We start from the raw sequence: 20,906 nt of genomic DNA, 5'->3' as shown, positions 1-20,906 counted from the left end.
GAATTCTATAAAGTTAAAAAGTTTCTTTAAAGCGGTACTAAATCAACCTCATCCATTTCTACGAAATAACTCATCAAATACTTATCAGTTTTTAGACTATAATGCTTATATTGTAATTTTCATATAAAAAAAGCCATAATAGAATGGTTCTTTTATTTATGTTCCTACCTTGTCTTTAAAGTTAATTTTGCTTTATAACTCATAAGATTTAATTTTCTTTGTACCCACGAGCGAAACGATTGTGCTAACATAGGTCAATAACTAGAACATATTTAGAATTTTTAAAATAAGATGTTAAAAAGTAAAGAAAATATTTTAAAGTTGTTAGTTTTAGCAATACTATTGGTTGCGGTTATTTTTTTGGCTAACTATCTTTCAGGAAATGAAGCTTTTTATAAAAGAGCACTTGAAAACAGAAAAGAAGAATCATACTCTGGTATTGTAATCGAAAAATATATTGATTCATCTCAACATTGTACTCCAATGCTAAGATTTACAAACAATAGCAGTGTTTCATTAGAAAATAGTTTTTGGGACGAAGTAGAAGTTGGTGATTCAATAGTTAAAATTAAAGGTCTAACTTATATTAATTTATACAAAGATAGTAAGCTAAAAGTGGTACTTGATTATACCGTATATTTTCAAAATTTAATAGATCGAAAATCAAAAAGGTAAATAATAAGTTCAACTTAAAAGCTGTGCAAATGTCTCCCCCTGCTAGCGCGAGCGTCCCGCTCGTGACCGCAAAGTATAACAAAAAGCCACTTCAATTAAGAAATGGCTTCAGTCTCTTCTATCAAACCTAAGAGTTTACCGTAAGCAATTGCTGCTTTGTGAACTTGAACCGTCCAATCTTCGGCGGCATTGTCATCGGCTCCGTCTGAAATGTATTTTAAACTTAAAAATGGAATATTTTCTTTCATGGCAATCATGGCCAAAGCATAAGCTTCCATATCTACCACATTATACATGTCTGAACAATGTTCCATTTCGAAGTTATCTCCCGTTCCGCAGATTCCTTCTTGTAAGTTGTCCATCAACAAACCATATTCTAAAACTGGAGGCAAACCAGAGAGTGGCGTTTCGAATTGAGCAAATCCTAAACCTCGAACATCCATATCTCGTTGTACAAATTTGGTACAGCAAATTACTTCGCCTTTTTGAAAACAGCTGCTTCCCGCCGATCCAAGATTTATAATCACAGAAGGTCTTCTCTTTTGGATTTCTTTCGTCAATTCGTAAGCGGCATTTACTTTTCCGATTCCGGTAAATAAAACATTGTGTCCTTTAAAAACTTCTGCTGCTTCAGATTCTAGAGCAAAACAGAATAATATATCTTCAACTGCAAAAGATGCGGTCTGATTAATTTGTATCATGCATAATTTATTTTCGGTATACAAAAATAAGCTTAAAAATTTACGTGGCTCCAACCTAAATTTAAAATCCAAAAAACACGTTAAAGTCTGCTTTTGATGCTGAATTTTATTTTATAAAAAATACATTTGCTAAAACCATCAAAAGATTAAAACCAGAAAGAAAGACTGCATGGATAATGAAAAATTTATTTTCTGCCTGGAAGGCGTTCGCGATATAGACGATCATACCGCTACCAATGTGGTAAAATGTCTGGAAGAATTGGCAATTGACCAGGGCATTTCTAGCATTCATAAAACTTGCGACACCATTGAAGGTTTAGAGGAAAGCTTGAACATTCTGCTTTATGAAGATCACAATTTTAAAGATTATGAAATCATTTATCTTGCAATGCCTGGACAGCAAAATAATATATGCCTTCATGATTATTATTACAGCATAGAAGAAATTGCCGAGCTTTTTGAAGGGAAAATGAAAGGTAAAATTATTCATTTTGCCAATTTGAAAGTTTTAGATTTAAACGAAGAAGAAGCACAGTATTTCCTAGACATAACTGGAGCAAGAGCGATTTCTGGCTATGGCTCAACATATAATAAAATTGCCAGCTGCAGCACTATTGATAAAGCGTTTTTTAGTCTGTACCAAGAAAATGACAATTTAATTGAAGTAGTCGAAGATCTTTATACCAAACATTACAATCTATGCAAACTGCTCGATTTTAGATTATATTATTAAAATGAAAAAGAAGCAGGCAGAGAAAATAAAAACCTATAATCCAAAAGGTTTTCGAGAAAAGTTTTTAGGAGAAGACAATCCTATCCATTTGCTTTTCAAGTCAAACTCGGACCATTTTTTCTGTCTCGAAATCGAAGAAATGATGCATATGCAGCATCCTGTTCCTCCTTCTAAACATTCCTGCCACACTTTAATTTTTATTTCTTCAGGAAAGCATACTATGAAATTGGGCTATCAGGAATTTATTACGACCGATAACGAAATGATAATGATTCCGTCTGGTCAGATTTTTTCGCTTGATAATGTCAACAATATCCACAAAGGTTATGTCTGCCAATTTCATCCTGATATTTTGATTCGAAAATACGGCAGCCGCGAACTGCTGAATGATTTTGATTTTCTAAAAATTTCAGGAAATCCAAAAATTAAATTAGCACCAGAAGATATTGCACCAATTACCAATATCTTGGAACGATTGAAAAAGGAATATTCGGAAACCACTATTGCCGATTTGAATATTGTGCAGTCTTATTTGATCACGCTGTTTTATGAAATGAATAAGAATGCTGTAAAAACTTCTAAAAGCATTTCGGCGGCTGAAGCCATTACGACAAAGTTCAAAGAATTGATTCATGACCATATAAAAACCCAACATCAGGTTAATTATTATTCTTCTTTACTAAATGTTACTCCAAACCATTTAAATAAATGTGTCAAAACCGTAACGGGAAAATCTGCCGTAAAATGGATTGACGAAAACATATTATTAGAAGCCAAATATTTATTGTTTCAAACTACTCTATCGGTAGGCGAGATTGCAACACAAGTAGGCTTTGAAGATCAATCGTACTTTAGCCGATTTTTTAAAAAAACAGAAGGGATTTCTCCTATTCGATACCGAAAAATGATTGATAAGTCCTAATTATTGATTATAGAATCCTAACAAATATGTGAGTGTTTTTCAGAAATTTGCTTCCTCAAAAATGCAAATTATGATTTATGTTTTTAAAACTTCCGTTGATAATCAGACCAAATTCGAATCGGCCTCTGCATTACTAAATCAATTATTACCAGAATCTCAATGGAATTTTGACCTTGAAGATTGTGATAATATTTTAAGAGTAGACAGCGAATTGAATGTTGCTGAGCTACTTCAAAACAATACTATTTTCGATTGTATCGAATTAGAATAACTTTTACAATCCTTTTATTTTTTAATGGAATCGCACTAAAAACCAAAGTTTTGAAACGATCCTACATTCAATGATTTTTTAACTTTCAGTTTCTGCTGCAACTAAATTAAAATTGGAAGCGAGCATCAAAATTAAAAAGCGGGATTGCAAACTAAATTACATCCCGCTTTTCTCTATTTAATCAACCACGATTTTTTATTTAATCCAACGAGGGTCTCCAACTTTTCTATCCATTAATGTTTGATTTTTAATTGTAAAATCACCGCTTGATGCATTAGTAAATTGAGGATCTAATGTAGTTGCAGAAGCATCTGGTCTATTATTACTTCCTGTAAGCTGCAAGCCTGACGAATTATAATTATTATTATTCGAGAAGGTTGGAGCACTTGTTGCCGTATTATTTGTATACACCGCCGATCCAACTGCAAATAAAGTATTGCGAACTGCTAATACATTTGTCGCAAAACGTACATACAAAATCCTACTTGCTGCCGGTAATGTAGGAGCATATATTGTGCAAGCATCAATTACCACATTACTTGTTAAACCTGTTCCTGTCAAGCCTGTAGCCGCATCTAAACGTATGAAATCACGAGAAGAACAAGTGTCGAATGTACTTTTTGTTAAAGAAACACTTGCCACATAAGCAGTTCTGAAATCGATAAAATCAGCACCGGAAGCAGTATTTACATTTTTAATAATACTATTATCAACAGTGAACGATTTTAATTTTGCTGATGCATTTCCGTACATTAACTGAGATGGGAAATCATGAATATAACTACCGCTTATTAAAACATCTCCCAATTGTGTAGTGGCTGCTGTACCAATTGTAATGGCACCACCAGTTGTTCCTGCTCCACTTAAATCGATATCAATTAAAGAGAAATTAACTACTTCGCTTGCATTGCTAGGATTGTTTGCAAGTGTGAAATTAAATTTAAGTTTTGGTTTATCACCAGGTCTCAAACCTCTTAATGTTAATGTTTTATTTACTGCTATTGTTCCTGTTTGAGCTGTATAATCACCAGGCATGAAAACTAAAACAGATCCAGAAGGTGCGCTAGCAATTTTTTGAAGCACATCATCTCCTAATTTAACTAGTATTCCTGTTCCAATATCAATTCCTGTCGTAAATGTTGCATTACCTGTTTTCTTAGTCCCATTTAGTAAAATTGCTGTATAAGCAGTTTCAGGTGTTAAGCCTGTTAGAGTAGCCACACCAGCTGTTTTTTCAGCCGCTGTAACAGTATGCACGATATTTCCAGGCATAGCAGTAATTTGTGTTACTGCGCTATTTGGAACCCATCTTAATGTAACTTTAGTTGCTTCAATATCCGCATCTTGAACCGGGAACATTATTTGTTCTGATAATGTTGTTGCAGTAGTTACAGACCATTTAGAATCTTCTAAACCAGCAGCGCTTACCGATTTTACTCTTATAGAATAAACCGTTTCTCCTTCTAGTGCTACTTGAATAGGAAGTTCAGAAGCCGAAACATTTATAGTTTTATAAATGGTTGAGAAGCTAGGATCATCTGCACTAAATTCTACTACATAATGATCTGGGTTTTCTTCTGTTTTTACTGTCCAATTCAATTCAACCGTAGTTGAATTTCTAATCTTGGCTGTAAGTCCAATTGGCGAAAATTCTCTTGTATTTCCTATATTGTCTAATAACGCTTCATTATAACTTTCACAGCTTGAAATTGCAATTGAAAGAAGTAATATGGTTATTAATCCTTTAAACATATATTTTGTTTTCATCATAATAATTTATTGTTTATTATTAATTCTTTGAAAAATTTTAATAACCGTAATCATTTTTTAATTGCCCATTACTTCCATCAATAAACACTTGCCATATTGGCCAAAATTGTCTGTTATCAGGGTTAACTCCCACTTTATAAAGAGAGGCTATCTTAGCATCGGCGGCTGTTCCTGTCCAAGTCCATGGAGTAGATGAATATGCTGCCCCAGGATTTGCAGTTTCTCCGCGATTAAGCCCATAGATATCTAAGCTAACGTTATCCGATTGATATTTATAATATAAAGTTGCTGGTACGTCGGCATATTGCCCACTACGCGTAGATAATTCTGCCATTTTTTGTTTTGCTTTATCTAAGTTTGCTTTAAGCAAATTCCAACGAATAAGTGCTTGTTTACGCTCCATCTCACCCGTAAACTCAAATTTATTTTCTTCGACAAGAGCATTAAACATTGCTTCTTTACTAGTTAATGCATCCACATAAGCGTCAACTTTTACAGCCTGAGCAGCTGTAGCAAATGATCTTCTTCTGATTTCTTTTAAATAAGGCGCCGCTGCACTAGGCCCTTCCAATTCGTTTGCAGTTTCAGCAGCAATTAAAAGTACCTCAGCGTAACGCATGTACATTTTATTAACTCCATCATCATTTGTAGACGTTACATAACGTTTCATCCACTCATAACGATATTTACCAAAATACCAAGTATCTAGAGAACCTAATTCTTGTTTAGCAATACCATTAACCGCAGCACCATATTTATAAGGCACACAAGTAACATTTCTTCGTGTATCAGCTTGATCATAATCATAGAAAACAAATGGTAACGGACCTGCTACGCCACCGCGATTAGCTCCGTTAGCTTGAAACTGATCGGAAGCAGCGGTATGTTTTACTGCAAAAGTGAATAACATTCTTCCGCGTCCATCAGAAAAAGGAAGTTCCCAAAGAGACTCTCCTCCTGCAGCAGTATTTTCTTCATTATACTTTCGCCATAATCCCTCAAAAGTAGATTCTAAACGAGCAGAACCGCTCTGAATTACTTCACGGGATTCTTTTAATGCCAGTGCATACATATTAGCAACTGAAAGTTCTGGATCATTGCTTCTTCGCACACCATCAGGATATTGCTGGTAACCGCTTGCAGCCAAAGCCAAACGTGCTCTAAAGGCTTTTACGAAAGCTTTATTTACGTGCTCTACTGTACTCGTGTAAGACGTTTCATTTGGCCAAGCCACCAATGTTGAAGCTTCCCCAAGGTCTGCAATTAATTGTTTGTAAATAATATCTCTGCTTGATTTAGGCAAATATAAAGTAGCACTGGTAATCGGCTCAAAACGAGCTGGAACATCTCCCCAAGATTTAAGTAAGTCAGCATAATAAATTGCTCGTAACGTTAAAGCTTCTCCTAATAATTGTCCCATTTCTGTTCCTGGCAACGGATTTCCATATTGACGTATCCCTTGAATACAAACATTTGCACGCTCAATACCTGAATACATCATTGCATAAGCATTATTGGTAGTGTTCATTTCTGTATTAGTAGGCTTAGCATCGTAAACACATAAATCTGCTTTATCACCTGCAGTTTGAGAGGTATTATACCATTCTACATCTGTATTCAATCCGTAGTAAGGTAAAAATCTTCCTCTGTAAGAGTTTGTTTCAGCAAATGGCACTTTTATTCCGTCAATAGCTCCTTTTGCAAGTCCCGCTGTAGAGAAAATTATAGAAGCATCCAATGTTGATTGTGCAGGCGCATCTAAATAGTCATCTTCAAATTGCTGGCAAGAACTAAATAGACCCGAAATAATCAATCCTGCTATTATTATTTTATGTTTCATTTTGTAGTCTTTTAAATTAGAAATTAAGATTCATCCCAAAAATCATTTGCCTGCTTCTTGGATAAGGACTTGAATCGACCCCTGGAGTAAGCGGGTTTTTTCTTCTTGTTGAAACTTCCGGATCAGAACCCGAATAGTTTGTCCAAACAAAAACATTGCTTGCCGTCAAATAAAATCTCAATTTAGAAACTCCAAGTTTAGAGGTAAACATCTCAGGCATTGAATATCCTAATGTTAAAGTATTTAATCTTAAAAACGATGCATCTTCAACTGCCCAATCAGTAAATATTGCGCTTCTCATATATGGAGACCACATTGTTGTATTAGCATTAAGATCTGCCAACGCCGTAGGATCTGTTACCAATTGACCCGTTGCAGGATCTAAGTTTGTCCATCTCTTTCCATCGGCCATTGTAGAATTTAAGTTTTTATATCTTCCTGAAGCTGTTGCTGTTGAAAACTCAATTTTATCAGCATTATACACTTCATTACCAATACTCCAGTTAAAAGCTGCCATTAAATCAAATCCGTAAGCATTTCCGTTGATTATAAAACCACCTGAACTTTTAGGATTAACATTTCCAATAACTGTTTTATCATTTACATCTACTTTGCCATCTCCGTTAATATCTTTTAATTTCATATCTCCAGGTTTAAGAGCGCTTCCGTCTCCCACTAAAGAAGTAGATGTATTAACTACACCACTTTTTAAAACATATTTCCCTCCAACATAATCAAAGTCTGAAACTTCATATCTTCCATCATTTTTATACCCATACATAGTACCTAATGAAGAACCAACAGCTATCAGATAATCATCTCCGATTTGTGAAGAAGCCCAACCGGTAGAAGCTCCAAAATCATTCATTACTCCTAATGAGTTAATACGGTTTTTATTTACTGCCATATTGAATGAAAAGTTCAACCCATACTTAGCCTTTTCAATAGCAACAACATTTATTGTAGCCTCAAAACCTTTATTTTGTGTTTCTCCCATGTTACGATATTGGAAATCATATCCAGATCCTGCAACTGGGAAATTAATTAATAAGTCACTCGTAATATTTTTATAGATATCAAAATTCCCACTCAAACGGTTTTTGAAAAATGCGAAATCCAAACCAAAGTTTTGAGTTACTGTTGTTTCCCATTTCAAATCAGGATTAGGCATCGTTTTCGAAGGTGCCCAAACACTAGTAACTCCATTAATCCATGATGTTGCTGTAGATTGAAAAATTTGAATTTGCTGACCAACAGGTATATTATTATTTCCTGCCTCACCATAACTTGCTCTCACTTTTAAAAGACTTAGCCAAGATTTATTTTTTAAGAAGTTCTCCTCGGAGATTTTCCATCCTGCTGCAAAAGCAGGGAAATATCCCCAACGATTTTGCTCTAAAAATTTACTAGAACCATCTGCACGAAAAGTAGCCGAAAGGATGTAACGGTTTTTGTAGTCATAATTTGCACGTCCAAAAAATGATAATAATTTATCATCTGGGCTGTAGTAGTTGTCAACAGATTGAGGAGTTCCTTGCGTTGTTAATTTTTTTGCCTGATCAAAATCAAAAAACTTAGGATATCCGTGAATCGTATTAGTTACCGTATTTGACTCATAAGTAATATTTTCTTCTCCAACAAGAGCAGTCAAATGATGATCTTCTCCCATTATTTTTTTGAAATCGTAATTTAATGTATTAGCATTTCTAAAACGTCTGTCTTTAGTATCAGACATAATCATTGCAGGCATATTTTGTAAAGCACCTACTGGCGCATTAGCTACATAATAAGTTGTAAGTCCGTAAAAGCGATAATCTTGAGTATTAAAATTATCCAAACCTAAATCCACATTCAATTTTAAATTGTCTGCAATCTCCCATCCAAAACTTCCTAGCATATTAAAGTTTTTACGAAACTGCTGACGATCGTTATCTGAAACAGATTTAAAAGGATTTATCAATATATCAGATCCATCTCCAGTTACGTCGTCTGAAGTCAAACCTGGCACAGGAAGCGGTGCATACCCAACAATAGTACGCATACGAGAATCTGATGAAGATTTCTCATTTTGCTCATTTACACCACCGCCATCGATCTCTGTATCCGAATAACGCATAGTAAAACCAATGTCAATCTTATCGTTTAATTTACTTTTTAAAGCTAATGCCAGGTTATTTCTTTTATAATTTGAACCTATCATAATAGCTTTTTCATCATAATGAGCATAATTGAAATTATAATTAAGCTTATCTGTTCCGCCTCTAATTCCTAAATCACGGCTTTGAACTTCACCTCTACGTCCAAAAATTTGCTTTTGCCAATCATCTCCCTTCAATCCTTTGTACATATCATGATCTTGCCAATTTCCAAAATACTTAGTATAAGAATCTGGATCAGAAGGCACCTTTGTTCCTGTTTGAGAAAGCAAAGCATATTCGTATTGCCACTTCGTATAATCTTCAGGCGATAAAACATCTATTTCATTAGCCATCGTTTTCATACCGTAAAACATATTGAAGTTCACAGCAATTTTTCCGTCTTTTCCTTTTTTTGTTGTAATAAGAATAACCCCATTTGCACCACGTGATCCGTAAATTGCAGTTGAAGCCGCATCTTTTAAAACGGTCATGGTATCAATATCAGAGGAAGAAATGTCATTCATGTTGTTCACAGGAAATCCATCCACAATAATTAAAGGTGAAGCATCTTGAGTAAGAGAACCACCACCACGAACTCTAATTCTAATATCTGCATCTGGAGATCCCTCAGCAGCAGTTACCTGCACACCGGCAATTCTACCAGTTAAAGCTTCAGCTACATTGGCTACTGGTACTTTTTTTAGATCAGCACCCGAAATCGTAGATACAGCTCCTGTCAAATCAGATTTTTTAGAAGTTCCGTATCCAATTACAACAACTTCATTTAAGTTATTAGCATCTTCAATCAATGTTGCATTTACTTTAGTCTTTCCGTCTGTAGAAACATTAATGCTTTGAAATCCAATAAAAGAAAAGGTCAATACCGCCTTCGGATTCGTTAGCTTTATTTTGTAATGCCCGTCAAAATCGGTAGAAGTTCCGTTCTTAGTTCCTTTTTCTAAGACGTTTACCCCAGGGAGAGAAAGTCCCGCGGCATCCTTCACGGTTCCCTCTATCGTTGTGCCCTGTGCATGTACTTGACTACCGATCAATAAGCACAGTAAGAAAACAAGTTTAAAGCAAAAATTTGCTCCTTTGTTTAATAGTTCTTTAAAGTTCATGGTTGATTGTTTAAGTTATTAAAAGTTTTTTCTTTTGGGTTTAGGTGGTTTTTTGTGGTTACTTTCAATTCATTTTTTAGTTATTATTCACGATTTTATTTTAACAATATTTTATTTATATCTCAACAAAAGGCTTTATCCCTTTCTAATTTTACTTTATTCACTTAATCGATTTCGAACATTGAAAAAAAAAGTTGTAATCGATTACACAAACATAGATATTTTTTTTAAACCAAAAATAAAATTTCCCAAAAAAATCCTAAAAAAAATTACATAATAAAAATTTTACCGCCTTTTTATGCAACATGTATAATTTAATTCGATTTAAAATATTAAAAATATTATTATTAATCGTTGATTTGATTTGATTTTTACAAAAAAAACAATCGATTACATGAATAATAATTACGGAATTATTAGGTGTTTATTTTACACTTAAAAAGTTAAATTAAAACTAAAGAAAGAGCAGAAATTTAATTTGGAAGCCAAAATTTATAATGATTTTACCTATAAATAGAAACCTTTGCAGAAAAGAAAAGGTAATTTTGACTATAAGTTTAGATGTGTTAAGGCATAAAAAAAGCCCTTAACAAACGTTAAGGGCCTATAAAAGCTAAATTTTAATATATTAGATGCGCTGAAACTCCAATTGTTTTTGATGTAACCTCATCAATATGAAGGTAATAACCATTCCAGTTACGGCCATTGTAATACCTATAAGATTTGGCGAAGCAAAATTATAACCTGCTGCTAAAGGCAATCCTCCTAGAAACGCTCCCAAAGCATTCCCAATATTAAAACTTCCTTGAAGCGCTGCTGAAGCAATCATCTCAGCATCTTTAGCTGTTTTAATCATCAGCATTTGAATTGGGGCAATAACTGAGAAAGAAATTGCCCCTGTTAAAAATGTTAAAAACAATGACATATATTGATTGAAAGAGAAAAAGTAAACCATCAGCAAATCAAGTACCATTACAAATAGTAACGCAAGAACGGTTGGTGCTGGCGAATATTTATCAGCTAATTTTCCTCCAACAAAATTCCCGACAACCATTCCTAATCCTGCTAAGATTAAAATTGAAGAAACATCTTCTGGCGAAAACTTCGATACATTAATTAATAAAGGGGCAATATAACTGATCCAAGCAAACAAACCTCCAAAACCAATTGCAGTAATTCCGATAATTAACCAAGCTTCTCTTTTTTTGAAGAATTGAAGTTGTGTTTTCATATTGACACTTTCCCCTTTTTCAAGATTGGGCATCCATAAATAAATTGCCAAAAGAGTCAACAATCCAACAATAGCAATTAGTACAAAAGTATAGCGCCAAATAAAATGGTGACCTATATAAGTTCCGATTGGCACACCAATCAAGTTCGCAATAGTTAAGCCAGCAAACATTATCGAGATTGCCTGCGCTTCCTTTCCTTTATCAGCCAAACGGCTTGCGACTACCGCTCCCACTCCAAAGAATGCGCCATGCGGTAATCCAGATAAAAATCGAGAAGCAAATAAAACATTATAATTTGGAGCAATAATTGACAATGCATTAAAAACTGCTAGCATTAAAGCTAAAATTAAGAGCATTTTTTTAGGTGCATAATTTCTTCCTGCGATTACTAATAAAGGCGCTCCAATAACAACTCCAAGTGCATAAGACGAAATTAAATAACCCGCAACTGGAATTGAAACTTTCATATCTGAGGCAATGTCTGGAAGTAATCCCATCATTACAAATTCTGTAATACCAATAGTTAACCCTCCTAAAGAGAGTGCAATAAGACTTTTTTTCATTTTGATCTAGTGTAGAAAGGAATAGATTTCTACGATGCAAAATTAACGCCGTTATCCTTAAAAAAAGTTGTAAATTTGTGACATAAAATTGTACATTTAAGTTATGCCAAAATTAAATCAGTTTAAAACGCTTGTGCTTGATGAATTTGAAGAAGAGAAATTTCATCTTCCTCCGCATACTCATACGTATTATGAAATCATTTATATAAAGAAAGGAAGCGGCGTTCATCACTTGAATAATAACCTTTTACCTTATAAAGCTGGAGACTTATTTGTTATTTCACCAGACGACGAACATTATTTTGACATAAAGAAAAGTACGCGATTCATTTTTATCAAATTCACAGATAATTATTTCAATTCGAAACAGAATTTAACTTGCGATGAGTTTTTAGTAAATACTCCGGAAAGTTTTATGCGAGATAAAATCTTAAAAGAAACCGTTTTAAAATTTGACGAACCGTGCAAAACAATATTAAAAAATACAGTCGAAAATATTGTTACTTACGATCAATATATTGATGTCACTTCATCGCCAATTGTTTTCTATCAGATTCTTTCCATTTTTGGTTTAATTAAAGAAACGCTTCGTTGCATGAATCTACAAATGCAATCTAAACATTTAGATACAGAACAAATTGCCAACTATATTCATCAGAATATTTATCAGCCAAAACTGGTTCAGATAAAAGTGATTGCAGAGCATTTTAATATAGCACAAACCTATTTCAGCGCTTATTTTAAAAGAACATTCAGCATTAGTTATCGCGAATACATTCATAATTTAAGAATGACTTTAATCGAAAAAAGATTTCACAACAATCAGTTGCCGATTAAACAAATTGCTTTTGAATTTGGTTTTACAGACGAAAGCCATTTGACGAATTATTTCAAGAAACGAAAAAACATGAAACCAACAGATTTTAAGAAATTGTAGTTATCGAAATCTTAAAAAGTAATTTCCTCAAATATTTTTAGCTAAATTTGTACTTCAAAAACAATTTCTTTGCAAAAGAAAATCCACATAATGCTGCTTTTTATAACACTTAGTTTCTTTTTGAATCCGAGTTATACTTACGCATGCCATACTGGACACCATAAAGAAATTGCTTCTAAAGAAGAAAACAGCTGTTCTAAAAAATGCTGCGAAAAGAAAACTTCAAAACAAGAAAAACACAATTGTGACGGAAAATGCCGTCATTCTGGCTGTACGACTTCTGCTTTGCAATTTGTTATTTTAAATTCAAATGATTTTGATTTAGAGAATGATGTTTTCAATTTTTCTTTAAAAAATGCTATTTCCTCTTATAGTAATTCTACTATTTCTTCTGGATTTACTTCTATTTGGCTGAAGCCGAAAATATAATTATTGTATTTATGACAGCCCATATTGGGCCTTTTTGAAATCAATTTTTTTAATTAATTTTAAAGGAAATAAAAATCCTTTATCAAATATCGTATACAATGAAAAAATCAATTATAGCTTTAGCAACAGTACTAACAATATTATTTAGTGCAAATAACATTCAGGCCAATACAGTAAAACTAACATCAGGAACAGAAATTGCTGATGCGAGTCAGTTACAATCGGTTTATGATGCTTACTTTAATGTAAAAGACGCTCTTATTAAAAGTGACAGCAAATTGACTTCGGCGAAAGCCGCTGATTTACTGACAGCAATTACTGCAGTAAAAATGGATAAACTAAAAAGCAACGAACATACAGTTTGGATGAAAGTGGTTAAAAAATTAACTGCCGATGCCAAAAGTATTTCAGCTACAACAGATCTTAAAAAACAACGTGAGACTTTTAAATCTTTATCTAAAAGCACTTACGATTTAATTAAAGTTTCAAATCCAGAACAGCCAGTTTACAAACAATATTGCCCAATGGCAGATGCTGATTGGTTAAGCAAAGAAAAAGCAGTTAAGAATCCGTACTATGGTTCTTCTATGCTGACTTGCGGAAATGTGGTAGAAACGATCAAATAATATGAAGCTTTACATCAAAAATATGGTGTGCAGCCGATGTAAAATGGTAGTGAAGTCTGAGTTCGAAAAACTCGGACTTCAAACTACTGCTGTTGAACTGGGCGAAGTAGAACTCGAACAAGAAATCAGCGAGGAGCAAAAACGAATTTTACTAGAAAATCTTCAACCTTTAGGTTTTGATTTAATTGACGATAAAAAAACAAAAATCGTCGAAAAAATAAAAAATCTCATTGTCGATTTGGTTCATCATAAAAACAATGATCTTAAAATAAACTTATCTGAATATTTGGCTGAAAACCTGAATCAAGATTACAATTCGCTGAGCAATCTGTTTTCGGAAATTGAAAATACCACGATCGAAAAGTACTTCATCAGCCAGAAAATTGAAAAAGTTAAAGAACTATTGATTTACAATGAGCTTTCGTTAAGCGAAATTGCAGATATTCTAAACTACAGTAATGTCGCGCATTTGAGCAATCAATTCAAGAAAATTACAGGCTTTACTCCTACTTCTTTCAAACAATCAAAAGATAAAATGCGTATTCAGATCGAGAACATTTAATTTCTCGTAAAAGCGAAAAATTATTCTCTCGCAGATTTAAACAGATTGAGCAGATATTTTTGATTAATAAAAATTAAATCTACTCAATCTGCGAAATCTGCGAGAGACTTAATCACAAAGAGTGCAAAGATTTTATTTAGCCACAGATAATAATGATTAAAAGGATTTTAAAAATCTCTGATAATCTTTTTAATCTGTGGCTAACTTTTTACATAACGATTTCGCAATTTATTCAGAACATAGCCCAAGGTTTCAACCTTGGGAAACGCATTGTTTTCCAATCTTTGTGTACCCAAGATTGAAACCTTGGGCTATGTTTTATATAGAATTCGTAAAGCTATTTTTAGACAAAGCTTTGCGAACTTTTTAAATTTCTCAAAACAGAAAAAACTTTGCGCACTTTGCGTGGTCTTAGCGTGCTTTGCGTAACTCTTTGCGCACTTTGCGGGTCAAAAAAACCTTATCTTAGTAAATCTTACAAATCATTCCCAAAATTCTACAAATCCAACTCCCCAATAGTTCGGAAATTTGCATTGTAATATTAAAAACCAATACAATGACTCATCAATATATAATTTCAGGAATGTCATGCAACGGATGTCGAACCAAAGTCGAAAAAACTTTAAATGAAGTAGAAGGCGTTCAGGCAGAAGTAACTTTGAATCCGCCAATGGCTACGATTACAATGGAAAAACATGTTCCGACAGAAAAATTTCAAGAAGTTTTGTCTGCTGCGGGGAATTATACTATTGAAATGGATTCTCCTAAAAATCATGGCGAAGCTAAATCTTGCTGCTCTAGCCATAAAAAAGAGCATCACGATCACCACCATCATAAAACAGAAACTAAAAAAGTGCATCAGCACAGTGCAAATGGCGTTTATTATTGTCCGATGCATTGCGAAGGCGACAAAACCTATGACAAACCGGGAGACTGTCCTGTATGCGGAATGGACTTAGTACCGCAAGTTGCGATAACAGCAACACAATTTACTTGTCCGATGCATCCAGAAATTGTTTCAAACGAGCCAGGCGATTGCCCCATTTGCGGAATGGATTTGGTACCGATGCAAGCTTCTGAAAGCGAAGAAAACAAAACTTATTTCGATTTATTGAAAAAGATGAAAATTGCGATTTTGTTTACACTTCCGATTTTCATTATTTCAATGTCAGAAATGATTCCGAATAATCCGCTTTATAATATAATGTCTATCGAAAAATGGAATTGGATTCAGTTTCTATTTTCAATTCCCATTTTATTTTATGCGGGTTGGATGTTTTTTGTTCGCGCTTACAAATCAATTGTGACTTGGAACTTAAATATGTTTACGCTAATCGGAATTGGAACAAGCGTTGCCTTTCTTTTTAGTATTGTCGGAATGTTCTTCCCAGACATTTTTCCCTCAGAATTCAAATCGCATCACGGAACGATTCATTTGTATTTTGAAGCTGCGACCGTAATTATTACTTTGGTTTTATTAGGGCAATTATTGGAAGCTAAAGCACACGGACAAACCAATGGCGCGATAAAAGAATTATTAAAACTAGCTCCAACCGAAGCAACTTTAGTAGAAAACGGGAACGACAGAGTAATCTCCATTCACAATATTAAAAAAGGCGATTTGCTTCGTGTAAAACCAGGAGAAAAAATTCCAGTTGACGGAAAAATTACTACTGGCGAAAGCAGTATCGACGAATCTATGATTACAGGAGAACCAATTCCTGTAGATAAAAAAGTAGGCGATTCAGTAATTTCTGGAACAATAAACGGGACAAAATCATTTGTGATGGTTGCCGAAAAAGTAGGATCAGAAACCATACTTTCGCAAATTATACAAATGGTAAATGATGCCAGCAGATCTCGCGCTCCAATTCAGAAATTAGCCGATCGCGTTTCTAAATATTTCGTTCCAACTGTTGTAATCATTTCGGTTTTAACCTTTTTTGCTTGGGCGAAATTCGGTCCAGAACCCGCTTACGTTTACGGATTAATTAATGCCATTGCCGTTTTGATTATTGCCTGCCCTTGCGCACTTGGATTGGCAACTCCAATGTCGGTTATGGTTGGTGTTGGAAAAGGCGCTCAGCACGGAATCTTAATAAAAAATGCCGAAGCCTTAGAAAACATGAATAAAATTGATGTTTTAATTACGGATAAAACAGGAACCATTACCGAAGGAAAACCTTCAGTAGAAAAAATATATGCAGTAAATAATGACGGCGATTTTCTGCTTCAAAACATCGCTTCTTTAAATCAGCACAGTGAGCATCCTTTGGCACAAGCCGTAGTTAATTTCGCGAAAGCAAAAAATAGTGCGCTAAAAGAAGTTCAAGGTTTTGAAACCATTGCAGGAAAAGGTGTTGTCGGCACTATCGAGGGTAAAAAAGTTGCTTTAGGAAATAAAAAATTAATGGATGAAATAGGCATTTCTATTCATTCAGATTTAGAAAACAAAGTAACTGCCGAGCAAAATCTTGGAAAAACTATTTCGTATATTTCTATTGAAAAAGAAGTTTTAGGCTTTGTAGCCATTACCGATGCCGTTAAAGAAAACAGCGCAAAAGCGATTAAAGAATTAATCAATCAAGGTGTTGAAGTAATTATGCTGACTGGAGATAATCACAATACAGCAAAAGCCGTTGCGGATCATTTGCATTTGAGTTCTTTTAAAGCCGATTGTCTTCCTGAAGATAAATTGAAAGAAATTGAACGTCTTCAAGCGCAAGGAAAAGTTGTCGCTATGGCTGGAGACGGAATCAACGATGCACCTGCTTTGGCTCAATCGAATATCGGAATCGCAATGGGAACAGGAACAGATGTTGCGATTGAAAGTGCTAAAATCACTTTGGTAAAAGGCGATTTAAACGGAATCGTAAAAGCAAAAAACCTGAGTCACGCTGTAATGTCAAACATCAAACAAAACTTATTCTTTGCTTTCATTTATAATACATTGGGCGTGCCAATTGCGGCAGGAATTTTATATCCTTTTTTAGGAATCTTGCTTTCGCCAATGTTAGCTGCGGTTGCTATGAGTTTGAGTTCTGTTTCGGTAATTGTAAATGCTTTGCGATTGAGAAATTTAAAACTGTAGGTTGGACGTAATTATTTCAAACACATAGAAACATAGTTTTGCATTGTGCGTAAAGGCGTTTCACTTATTGGAATACACATAGCGCTATGTGTGGAAACTAGTTTCTTTTATTCCCTTTTTATACACAAAAATCTATGTTTCTATGTGTTAAAATTAAATTGCGCCTAATTTTTTAAAATATAATCTATCATGAAAATCAAATATATTCTTCTTTTATTTTTAATCGCTTTTCACCTAAAGGCTCAAAAAGTAGTACGTTACGATTTGCACGTTCGAGACACGATTGTCAATTTTTCGGGTAAAGAAAAACGTGCGATTTCTGTTAACGGACAAATTCCGATGCCAACTTTGACTTTTACCGAAGGTGATATTGCAGAAATTTATGTGCACAACGAATTAAAAAAAGAAAGCACTTCGATGCACTGGCACGGATTGTTTCTGCCAAATAAAGAAGACGGAGTTCCGTATCTGACTCAAATGCCAATTGAGCCTGGAACGACTCACAAATATACTTTTCCGATTATTCAAAACGGAACGTATTGGTACCACAGCCATTCTGGTTTGCAAGAGCAAATTGGTTTGTACGGACTTTTTATCATCAACAAGAAAAAAGACGATTCGACAATTAGAAAAGGAATTGATGATTTGCCGACAATTCCGGTTATTTTAAGCGAATGGTCGGATTTGAAACCAGAAAATATTCAGCGAATGCTGCACAATGCCAATGATTGGTTTGCAATTAAAAAAGGAACCACGCAAAGTTATGCCGAAGCTATAAAACAGGGACATTTTTCGACCAAAGTAACCAACGAATGGAAACGAATGAATGCTATGGATGTCAGTGATGTTTATTATGAAAAGTTTCTGCTTAACGGTAAAAACGAACAACAGCTTTCTGATTTCAAACCTGGTTCTAAAGTCCGATTAAGAATTGCCAACGGTGGCGCTTCGAGTTATTTCTGGCTAACCTACGGCGGAGGGAAAATTACCGTTGTAGCCAGCGATGGAAATGATGTAGAACCTGTAGAAGTCGATCGCTTGATTATTGCGGTTTCTGAAACTTATGATGTTGTGGTTACGATTCCAGAAGACAATAAATCTTTTGCTTTTTTGGCTACAGCCGAAGATAGAACAGGATCTGCGTCTTTGTTTTTAGGAAATGGCGAAAAACAGCCTGTTCATCATCTTTCGAAATTAAAATATTTTGAAGGAATGAAAATGATGAACGACATGATGAAAATGAATGGCGAAATGAATGATATGGGCATGAAAATGTCTTTGAATAAAATGGATATGAATGCCGTGATGTACCCTGAAATTTCGGGTGAAGATGAAAGTGCAAAACCTGCAATGGATCATTCGAACCATAATATGGAAAACATGAAAATGGAAAGCGACAGTACGGAAACTTCTGAAATTGTGACTTTAAATTACGGAATGCTGAAATCTCCATTTAAAACTAATCTTCCAAAAGATGCGCCAGTAAAAGAATTGCGCTTTACACTTTCAGGAAATATGAATCGTTATGTTTGGAGTTTAGACAATAAAGTGGTTTCTGAAACGGATAAGATTTTAATTAAAAAAGGAGAAAACGTTCGAATTGTTTTGTACAATGGTTCGATGATGCGCCACCCCATGCATTTGCACGGACATGATTTTAGAATTCTCAATGAACATGGCGATTATTCTCCTTTAAAAAATGTGATTGATATTATGCCGATGGAAACCGATACGATCGAATTTCAGGCCAATGCAGATGGCGATTGGTTTTTTCACTGTCATATTTTATATCACATGATGGCAGGAATGGGACGTATTTTCACTTATGAAAATTCAGCTCCAAATCCGCTGATTCATCATCCCGAAATGGCTTTTAAAATGCTGAAAATGGATGACAGAATGTTTCATTTTATGGCTGAAAATGATTTTGCAACCAACGGAAACGATGGTGAAGCGATGTTAGGCAATACAAGATGGAGTATCGGAACCGAATGGAGATTGGGTTATAATGATGAACATGGTTACGAAACTGAAACTCATATTGGAAGATATATTGGAAAAAATCAGTGGTTGATGCCTTTTATTGGTTTTGACTGGAGATACCGAAGAATGGGAATGGACGAACAGGAACACAATCTTTTCGGACAGAAAAACACCAAAGACAATCGTTCGGTTTTTAGCGCCGGTCTTGAATATACTTTGCCAATGCTGATAAAAGCGCAAGTTGAGGTTTATACGGATGGAAATGTACGTGTTCAATTTGAACGAAAAGATATTCCGCTTGCCAAACGTTTACGAATGAATTTGATGTGGAATACCGATAAAGAATATATGGCTGGACTGAAATATATCGTGGCCAGAAACTTTGGCATCACTACTCATTATGACAGTGATATGGGAATTGGATTTGGGGTTAATTTGAACTATTGATTTTTTTTCTTAAACCATATAAGTGATTTAAGTTCATTTTAGAAAAAGCATTCTTACAGGGAAATAAATTATATCTTAGTTTTCTAAAAATCAATTAATATGAGAACCTGCTTTTTCTTGCTACTATCACTTTTAAGCAATACAACATTTTCACAATTTGCAGTAATAAAAGATAATGACGGATATGTAAATATTAGATCGGAAGCCTCAAAAGGAAATAATATTTCTGACCAATTAAAAAATGGTTTTGTGGTGTATTGTTTCGAACCCGAAAAGAATTGGATCAACATCGATTATTCTAAAAACAATAAGGATTTAAGCGGTTACTTATACAAAGACAGAGTTAAGTATTTATCTGATTTTGAAAAAATTCCATTAATAAAAGAAACTAAAACTAAGGTAATTTTCCAGAAAGACAACGTTACGATTAGTATCGAAAGTAAAAATTTTGAATCAAATACAGCAAAGCTCACTTTTTCAAAAGACAAATCTTTTCTAGAGAAAATCAACGGAAAACAATTTTGGGGAACTGATGGCGGAATCCCTAAAACAGCATTTAAAACGATAACTGTAGTAATAGGAACCAAAACGATTGAGCTTCCTAAAAATGCTTTCGAGGATTTATTTGAGCCTAATCTTTCTAGTACTCGAATAAATTATGACCAAACTTCTAACACTTTATACATTTCTTCTACCAATAGTGATGGAGCTGGAAGCTATGAATTGGTTTGGATTATAGAAAAAGGGCAATATAAAGAGCGTAAAGTAGCTCATGGTTTTTAGTTTTAAAATGACTTTTATAAAAACATTAACAATCAAATTATTCTCACAAATAAGAAATCAATTTATATTTGGATTACCAATT

16 protein-coding genes are annotated in these 20,906 nt (G+C 34.2%); 11 read left to right on the top strand and 5 right to left on the bottom strand.

Translation table 11 applies throughout. The features are described from left to right. Positions 1 to 291 precede the first annotated feature (291 nt). Complete coding sequence (locus J7574_RS18375; RefSeq protein WP_290972014.1) at positions 292 to 675, top strand: hypothetical protein; 384 nt, start codon at positions 292 to 294, stop codon at positions 673 to 675. 95 nt (positions 676 to 770) lie between these two features. On the opposite strand, the gene J7574_RS18370 is transcribed toward J7574_RS18375, so the two are convergent. Next, positions 771 to 1,376, bottom strand: a complete 606-nt coding sequence (locus J7574_RS18370; protein ID WP_290972011.1) for a nucleosidase — start codon at positions 1,374 to 1,376, stop codon at positions 771 to 773. 169 nt (positions 1,377 to 1,545) lie between these two features. Here J7574_RS18370 and J7574_RS18365 point away from each other — a divergent pair, with 169 nt between their 5' ends. The 3 genes from J7574_RS18365 to J7574_RS18355 all read left to right on the top strand — a co-directional run bounded on the left by J7574_RS18365 (position 1,546) and on the right by J7574_RS18355 (position 3,302). Beyond that, on the top strand, positions 1,546 to 2,109 hold the full coding sequence (locus tag J7574_RS18365; RefSeq protein WP_290972008.1) for a DUF6642 family protein: 564 nt from the start codon (positions 1,546 to 1,548) through the stop codon (positions 2,107 to 2,109). A gap of 1 nt (position 2,110) precedes the next feature. Further along, positions 2,111 to 3,031, top strand: coding sequence for a helix-turn-helix domain-containing protein (locus J7574_RS18360; protein WP_290972006.1), 921 nt, complete (start codon positions 2,111 to 2,113; stop codon positions 3,029 to 3,031). Between the two features lie 70 nt (positions 3,032 to 3,101). Further along, complete coding sequence (locus J7574_RS18355; protein ID WP_290972004.1) at positions 3,102 to 3,302, top strand: hypothetical protein; 201 nt, start codon at positions 3,102 to 3,104, stop codon at positions 3,300 to 3,302. 195 nt (positions 3,303 to 3,497) lie between these two features. Here the strand turns inward: J7574_RS18355 and J7574_RS18350 are convergent, their stop codons facing one another. From J7574_RS18350 to J7574_RS18335, 4 genes are all read right to left on the bottom strand, one after another. Further along, positions 3,498 to 5,072: a DUF5123 domain-containing protein gene (locus tag J7574_RS18350; RefSeq protein WP_290971999.1), complete on the bottom strand. Its 1,575-nt coding sequence runs from the start codon at positions 5,070 to 5,072 to the stop codon at positions 3,498 to 3,500. A gap of 37 nt (positions 5,073 to 5,109) precedes the next feature. Beyond that, positions 5,110 to 6,912 carry a RagB/SusD family nutrient uptake outer membrane protein gene (locus J7574_RS18345; protein WP_290971997.1) on the bottom strand — a complete coding sequence of 601 codons (1,803 nt, stop codon included), beginning with the start codon at positions 6,910 to 6,912 and terminating at the stop codon, positions 5,110 to 5,112. Positions 6,913 to 6,928: 16 nt separating this feature from the next. Further along, entirely contained in the window at positions 6,929 to 10,171 is a 3,243-nt protein-coding gene (locus tag J7574_RS18340) for a TonB-dependent receptor (protein ID WP_290971994.1), read from the bottom strand. 628 nt (positions 10,172 to 10,799) lie between these two features. Beyond that, positions 10,800 to 11,966 carry an MFS transporter gene (locus J7574_RS18335; RefSeq protein WP_290971992.1) on the bottom strand — a complete coding sequence of 389 codons (1,167 nt, stop codon included), beginning with the start codon at positions 11,964 to 11,966 and terminating at the stop codon, positions 10,800 to 10,802. A 103-nt stretch (positions 11,967 to 12,069) separates the two neighbouring features. On the opposite strand from J7574_RS18335, the gene J7574_RS18330 reads away from it, so the two are divergent. From J7574_RS18330 to J7574_RS18300, 7 genes are all read left to right on the top strand, one after another. After that, positions 12,070 to 12,903 carry an AraC family transcriptional regulator gene (locus J7574_RS18330; protein WP_290971990.1) on the top strand — a complete coding sequence of 278 codons (834 nt, stop codon included), beginning with the start codon at positions 12,070 to 12,072 and terminating at the stop codon, positions 12,901 to 12,903. A gap of 69 nt (positions 12,904 to 12,972) precedes the next feature. Beyond that, positions 12,973 to 13,332, top strand: coding sequence for a hypothetical protein (locus J7574_RS18325; RefSeq protein ID WP_290971987.1), 360 nt, complete (start codon positions 12,973 to 12,975; stop codon positions 13,330 to 13,332). Between the two features lie 98 nt (positions 13,333 to 13,430). Beyond that, positions 13,431 to 13,958, top strand: coding sequence for a DUF3347 domain-containing protein (locus J7574_RS18320; RefSeq protein ID WP_290971984.1), 528 nt, complete (start codon positions 13,431 to 13,433; stop codon positions 13,956 to 13,958). A gap of 1 nt (position 13,959) precedes the next feature. Continuing rightward, entirely contained in the window at positions 13,960 to 14,520 is a 561-nt protein-coding gene (locus J7574_RS18315; protein ID WP_290971981.1) for an AraC family transcriptional regulator, read from the top strand. Between the two features lie 556 nt (positions 14,521 to 15,076). Beyond that, positions 15,077 to 17,611 carry a heavy metal translocating P-type ATPase gene (locus tag J7574_RS18310; protein ID WP_290971978.1) on the top strand — a complete coding sequence of 845 codons (2,535 nt, stop codon included), beginning with the start codon at positions 15,077 to 15,079 and terminating at the stop codon, positions 17,609 to 17,611. Positions 17,612 to 17,800: 189 nt separating this feature from the next. Then, positions 17,801 to 20,041 carry a multicopper oxidase domain-containing protein gene (locus J7574_RS18305; RefSeq protein ID WP_290971975.1) on the top strand — a complete coding sequence of 747 codons (2,241 nt, stop codon included), beginning with the start codon at positions 17,801 to 17,803 and terminating at the stop codon, positions 20,039 to 20,041. Between the two features lie 99 nt (positions 20,042 to 20,140). Continuing rightward, positions 20,141 to 20,824 (top strand): hypothetical protein, encoded by a 684-nt coding sequence (locus J7574_RS18300; protein WP_290971972.1) that lies wholly within the window; start codon positions 20,141 to 20,143, stop codon positions 20,822 to 20,824. Positions 20,825 to 20,906 lie beyond the last annotated feature (82 nt).

This window comes from Flavobacterium sp. (assembly GCF_017744675.1).
Classification (GTDB): domain Bacteria; phylum Bacteroidota; class Bacteroidia; order Flavobacteriales; family Flavobacteriaceae; genus Flavobacterium.
Note: the sequence above shows the minus strand (reverse complement) of the source record. Positions and strands in the feature narration are given on the sequence as shown.

What these genes read in the sequence shown, in the direction of transcription:
- J7574_RS18375 (WP_290972014.1), top strand. Translation starts at nt 292, where the DNA reads ATGTTAAAAAGTAAAGAAAATATTTTAAAGTTGTTAGTTTTAGCAATA.
- J7574_RS18370 (WP_290972011.1), bottom strand. Translation starts at nt 1,376, where the DNA reads ATGATACAAATTAATCAGACCGCATCTTTTGCAGTTGAAGATATATTA.
- J7574_RS18365 (WP_290972008.1), top strand. Translation starts at nt 1,546, where the DNA reads ATGGATAATGAAAAATTTATTTTCTGCCTGGAAGGCGTTCGCGATATA.
- J7574_RS18360 (WP_290972006.1), top strand. Translation starts at nt 2,111, where the DNA reads ATGAAAAAGAAGCAGGCAGAGAAAATAAAAACCTATAATCCAAAAGGT.
- J7574_RS18355 (WP_290972004.1), top strand. Translation starts at nt 3,102, where the DNA reads ATGATTTATGTTTTTAAAACTTCCGTTGATAATCAGACCAAATTCGAA.
- J7574_RS18350 (WP_290971999.1), bottom strand. Translation starts at nt 5,072, where the DNA reads ATGATGAAAACAAAATATATGTTTAAAGGATTAATAACCATATTACTT.
- J7574_RS18345 (WP_290971997.1), bottom strand. Translation starts at nt 6,912, where the DNA reads ATGAAACATAAAATAATAATAGCAGGATTGATTATTTCGGGTCTATTT.
- J7574_RS18340 (WP_290971994.1), bottom strand. Translation starts at nt 10,171, where the DNA reads ATGAACTTTAAAGAACTATTAAACAAAGGAGCAAATTTTTGCTTTAAA.
- J7574_RS18335 (WP_290971992.1), bottom strand. Translation starts at nt 11,966, where the DNA reads ATGAAAAAAAGTCTTATTGCACTCTCTTTAGGAGGGTTAACTATTGGT.
- J7574_RS18330 (WP_290971990.1), top strand. Translation starts at nt 12,070, where the DNA reads ATGCCAAAATTAAATCAGTTTAAAACGCTTGTGCTTGATGAATTTGAA.
- J7574_RS18320 (WP_290971984.1), top strand. Translation starts at nt 13,431, where the DNA reads ATGAAAAAATCAATTATAGCTTTAGCAACAGTACTAACAATATTATTT.
- J7574_RS18315 (WP_290971981.1), top strand. Translation starts at nt 13,960, where the DNA reads ATGAAGCTTTACATCAAAAATATGGTGTGCAGCCGATGTAAAATGGTA.
- J7574_RS18310 (WP_290971978.1), top strand. Translation starts at nt 15,077, where the DNA reads ATGACTCATCAATATATAATTTCAGGAATGTCATGCAACGGATGTCGA.
- J7574_RS18305 (WP_290971975.1), top strand. Translation starts at nt 17,801, where the DNA reads ATGAAAATCAAATATATTCTTCTTTTATTTTTAATCGCTTTTCACCTA.
- J7574_RS18300 (WP_290971972.1), top strand. Translation starts at nt 20,141, where the DNA reads ATGAGAACCTGCTTTTTCTTGCTACTATCACTTTTAAGCAATACAACA.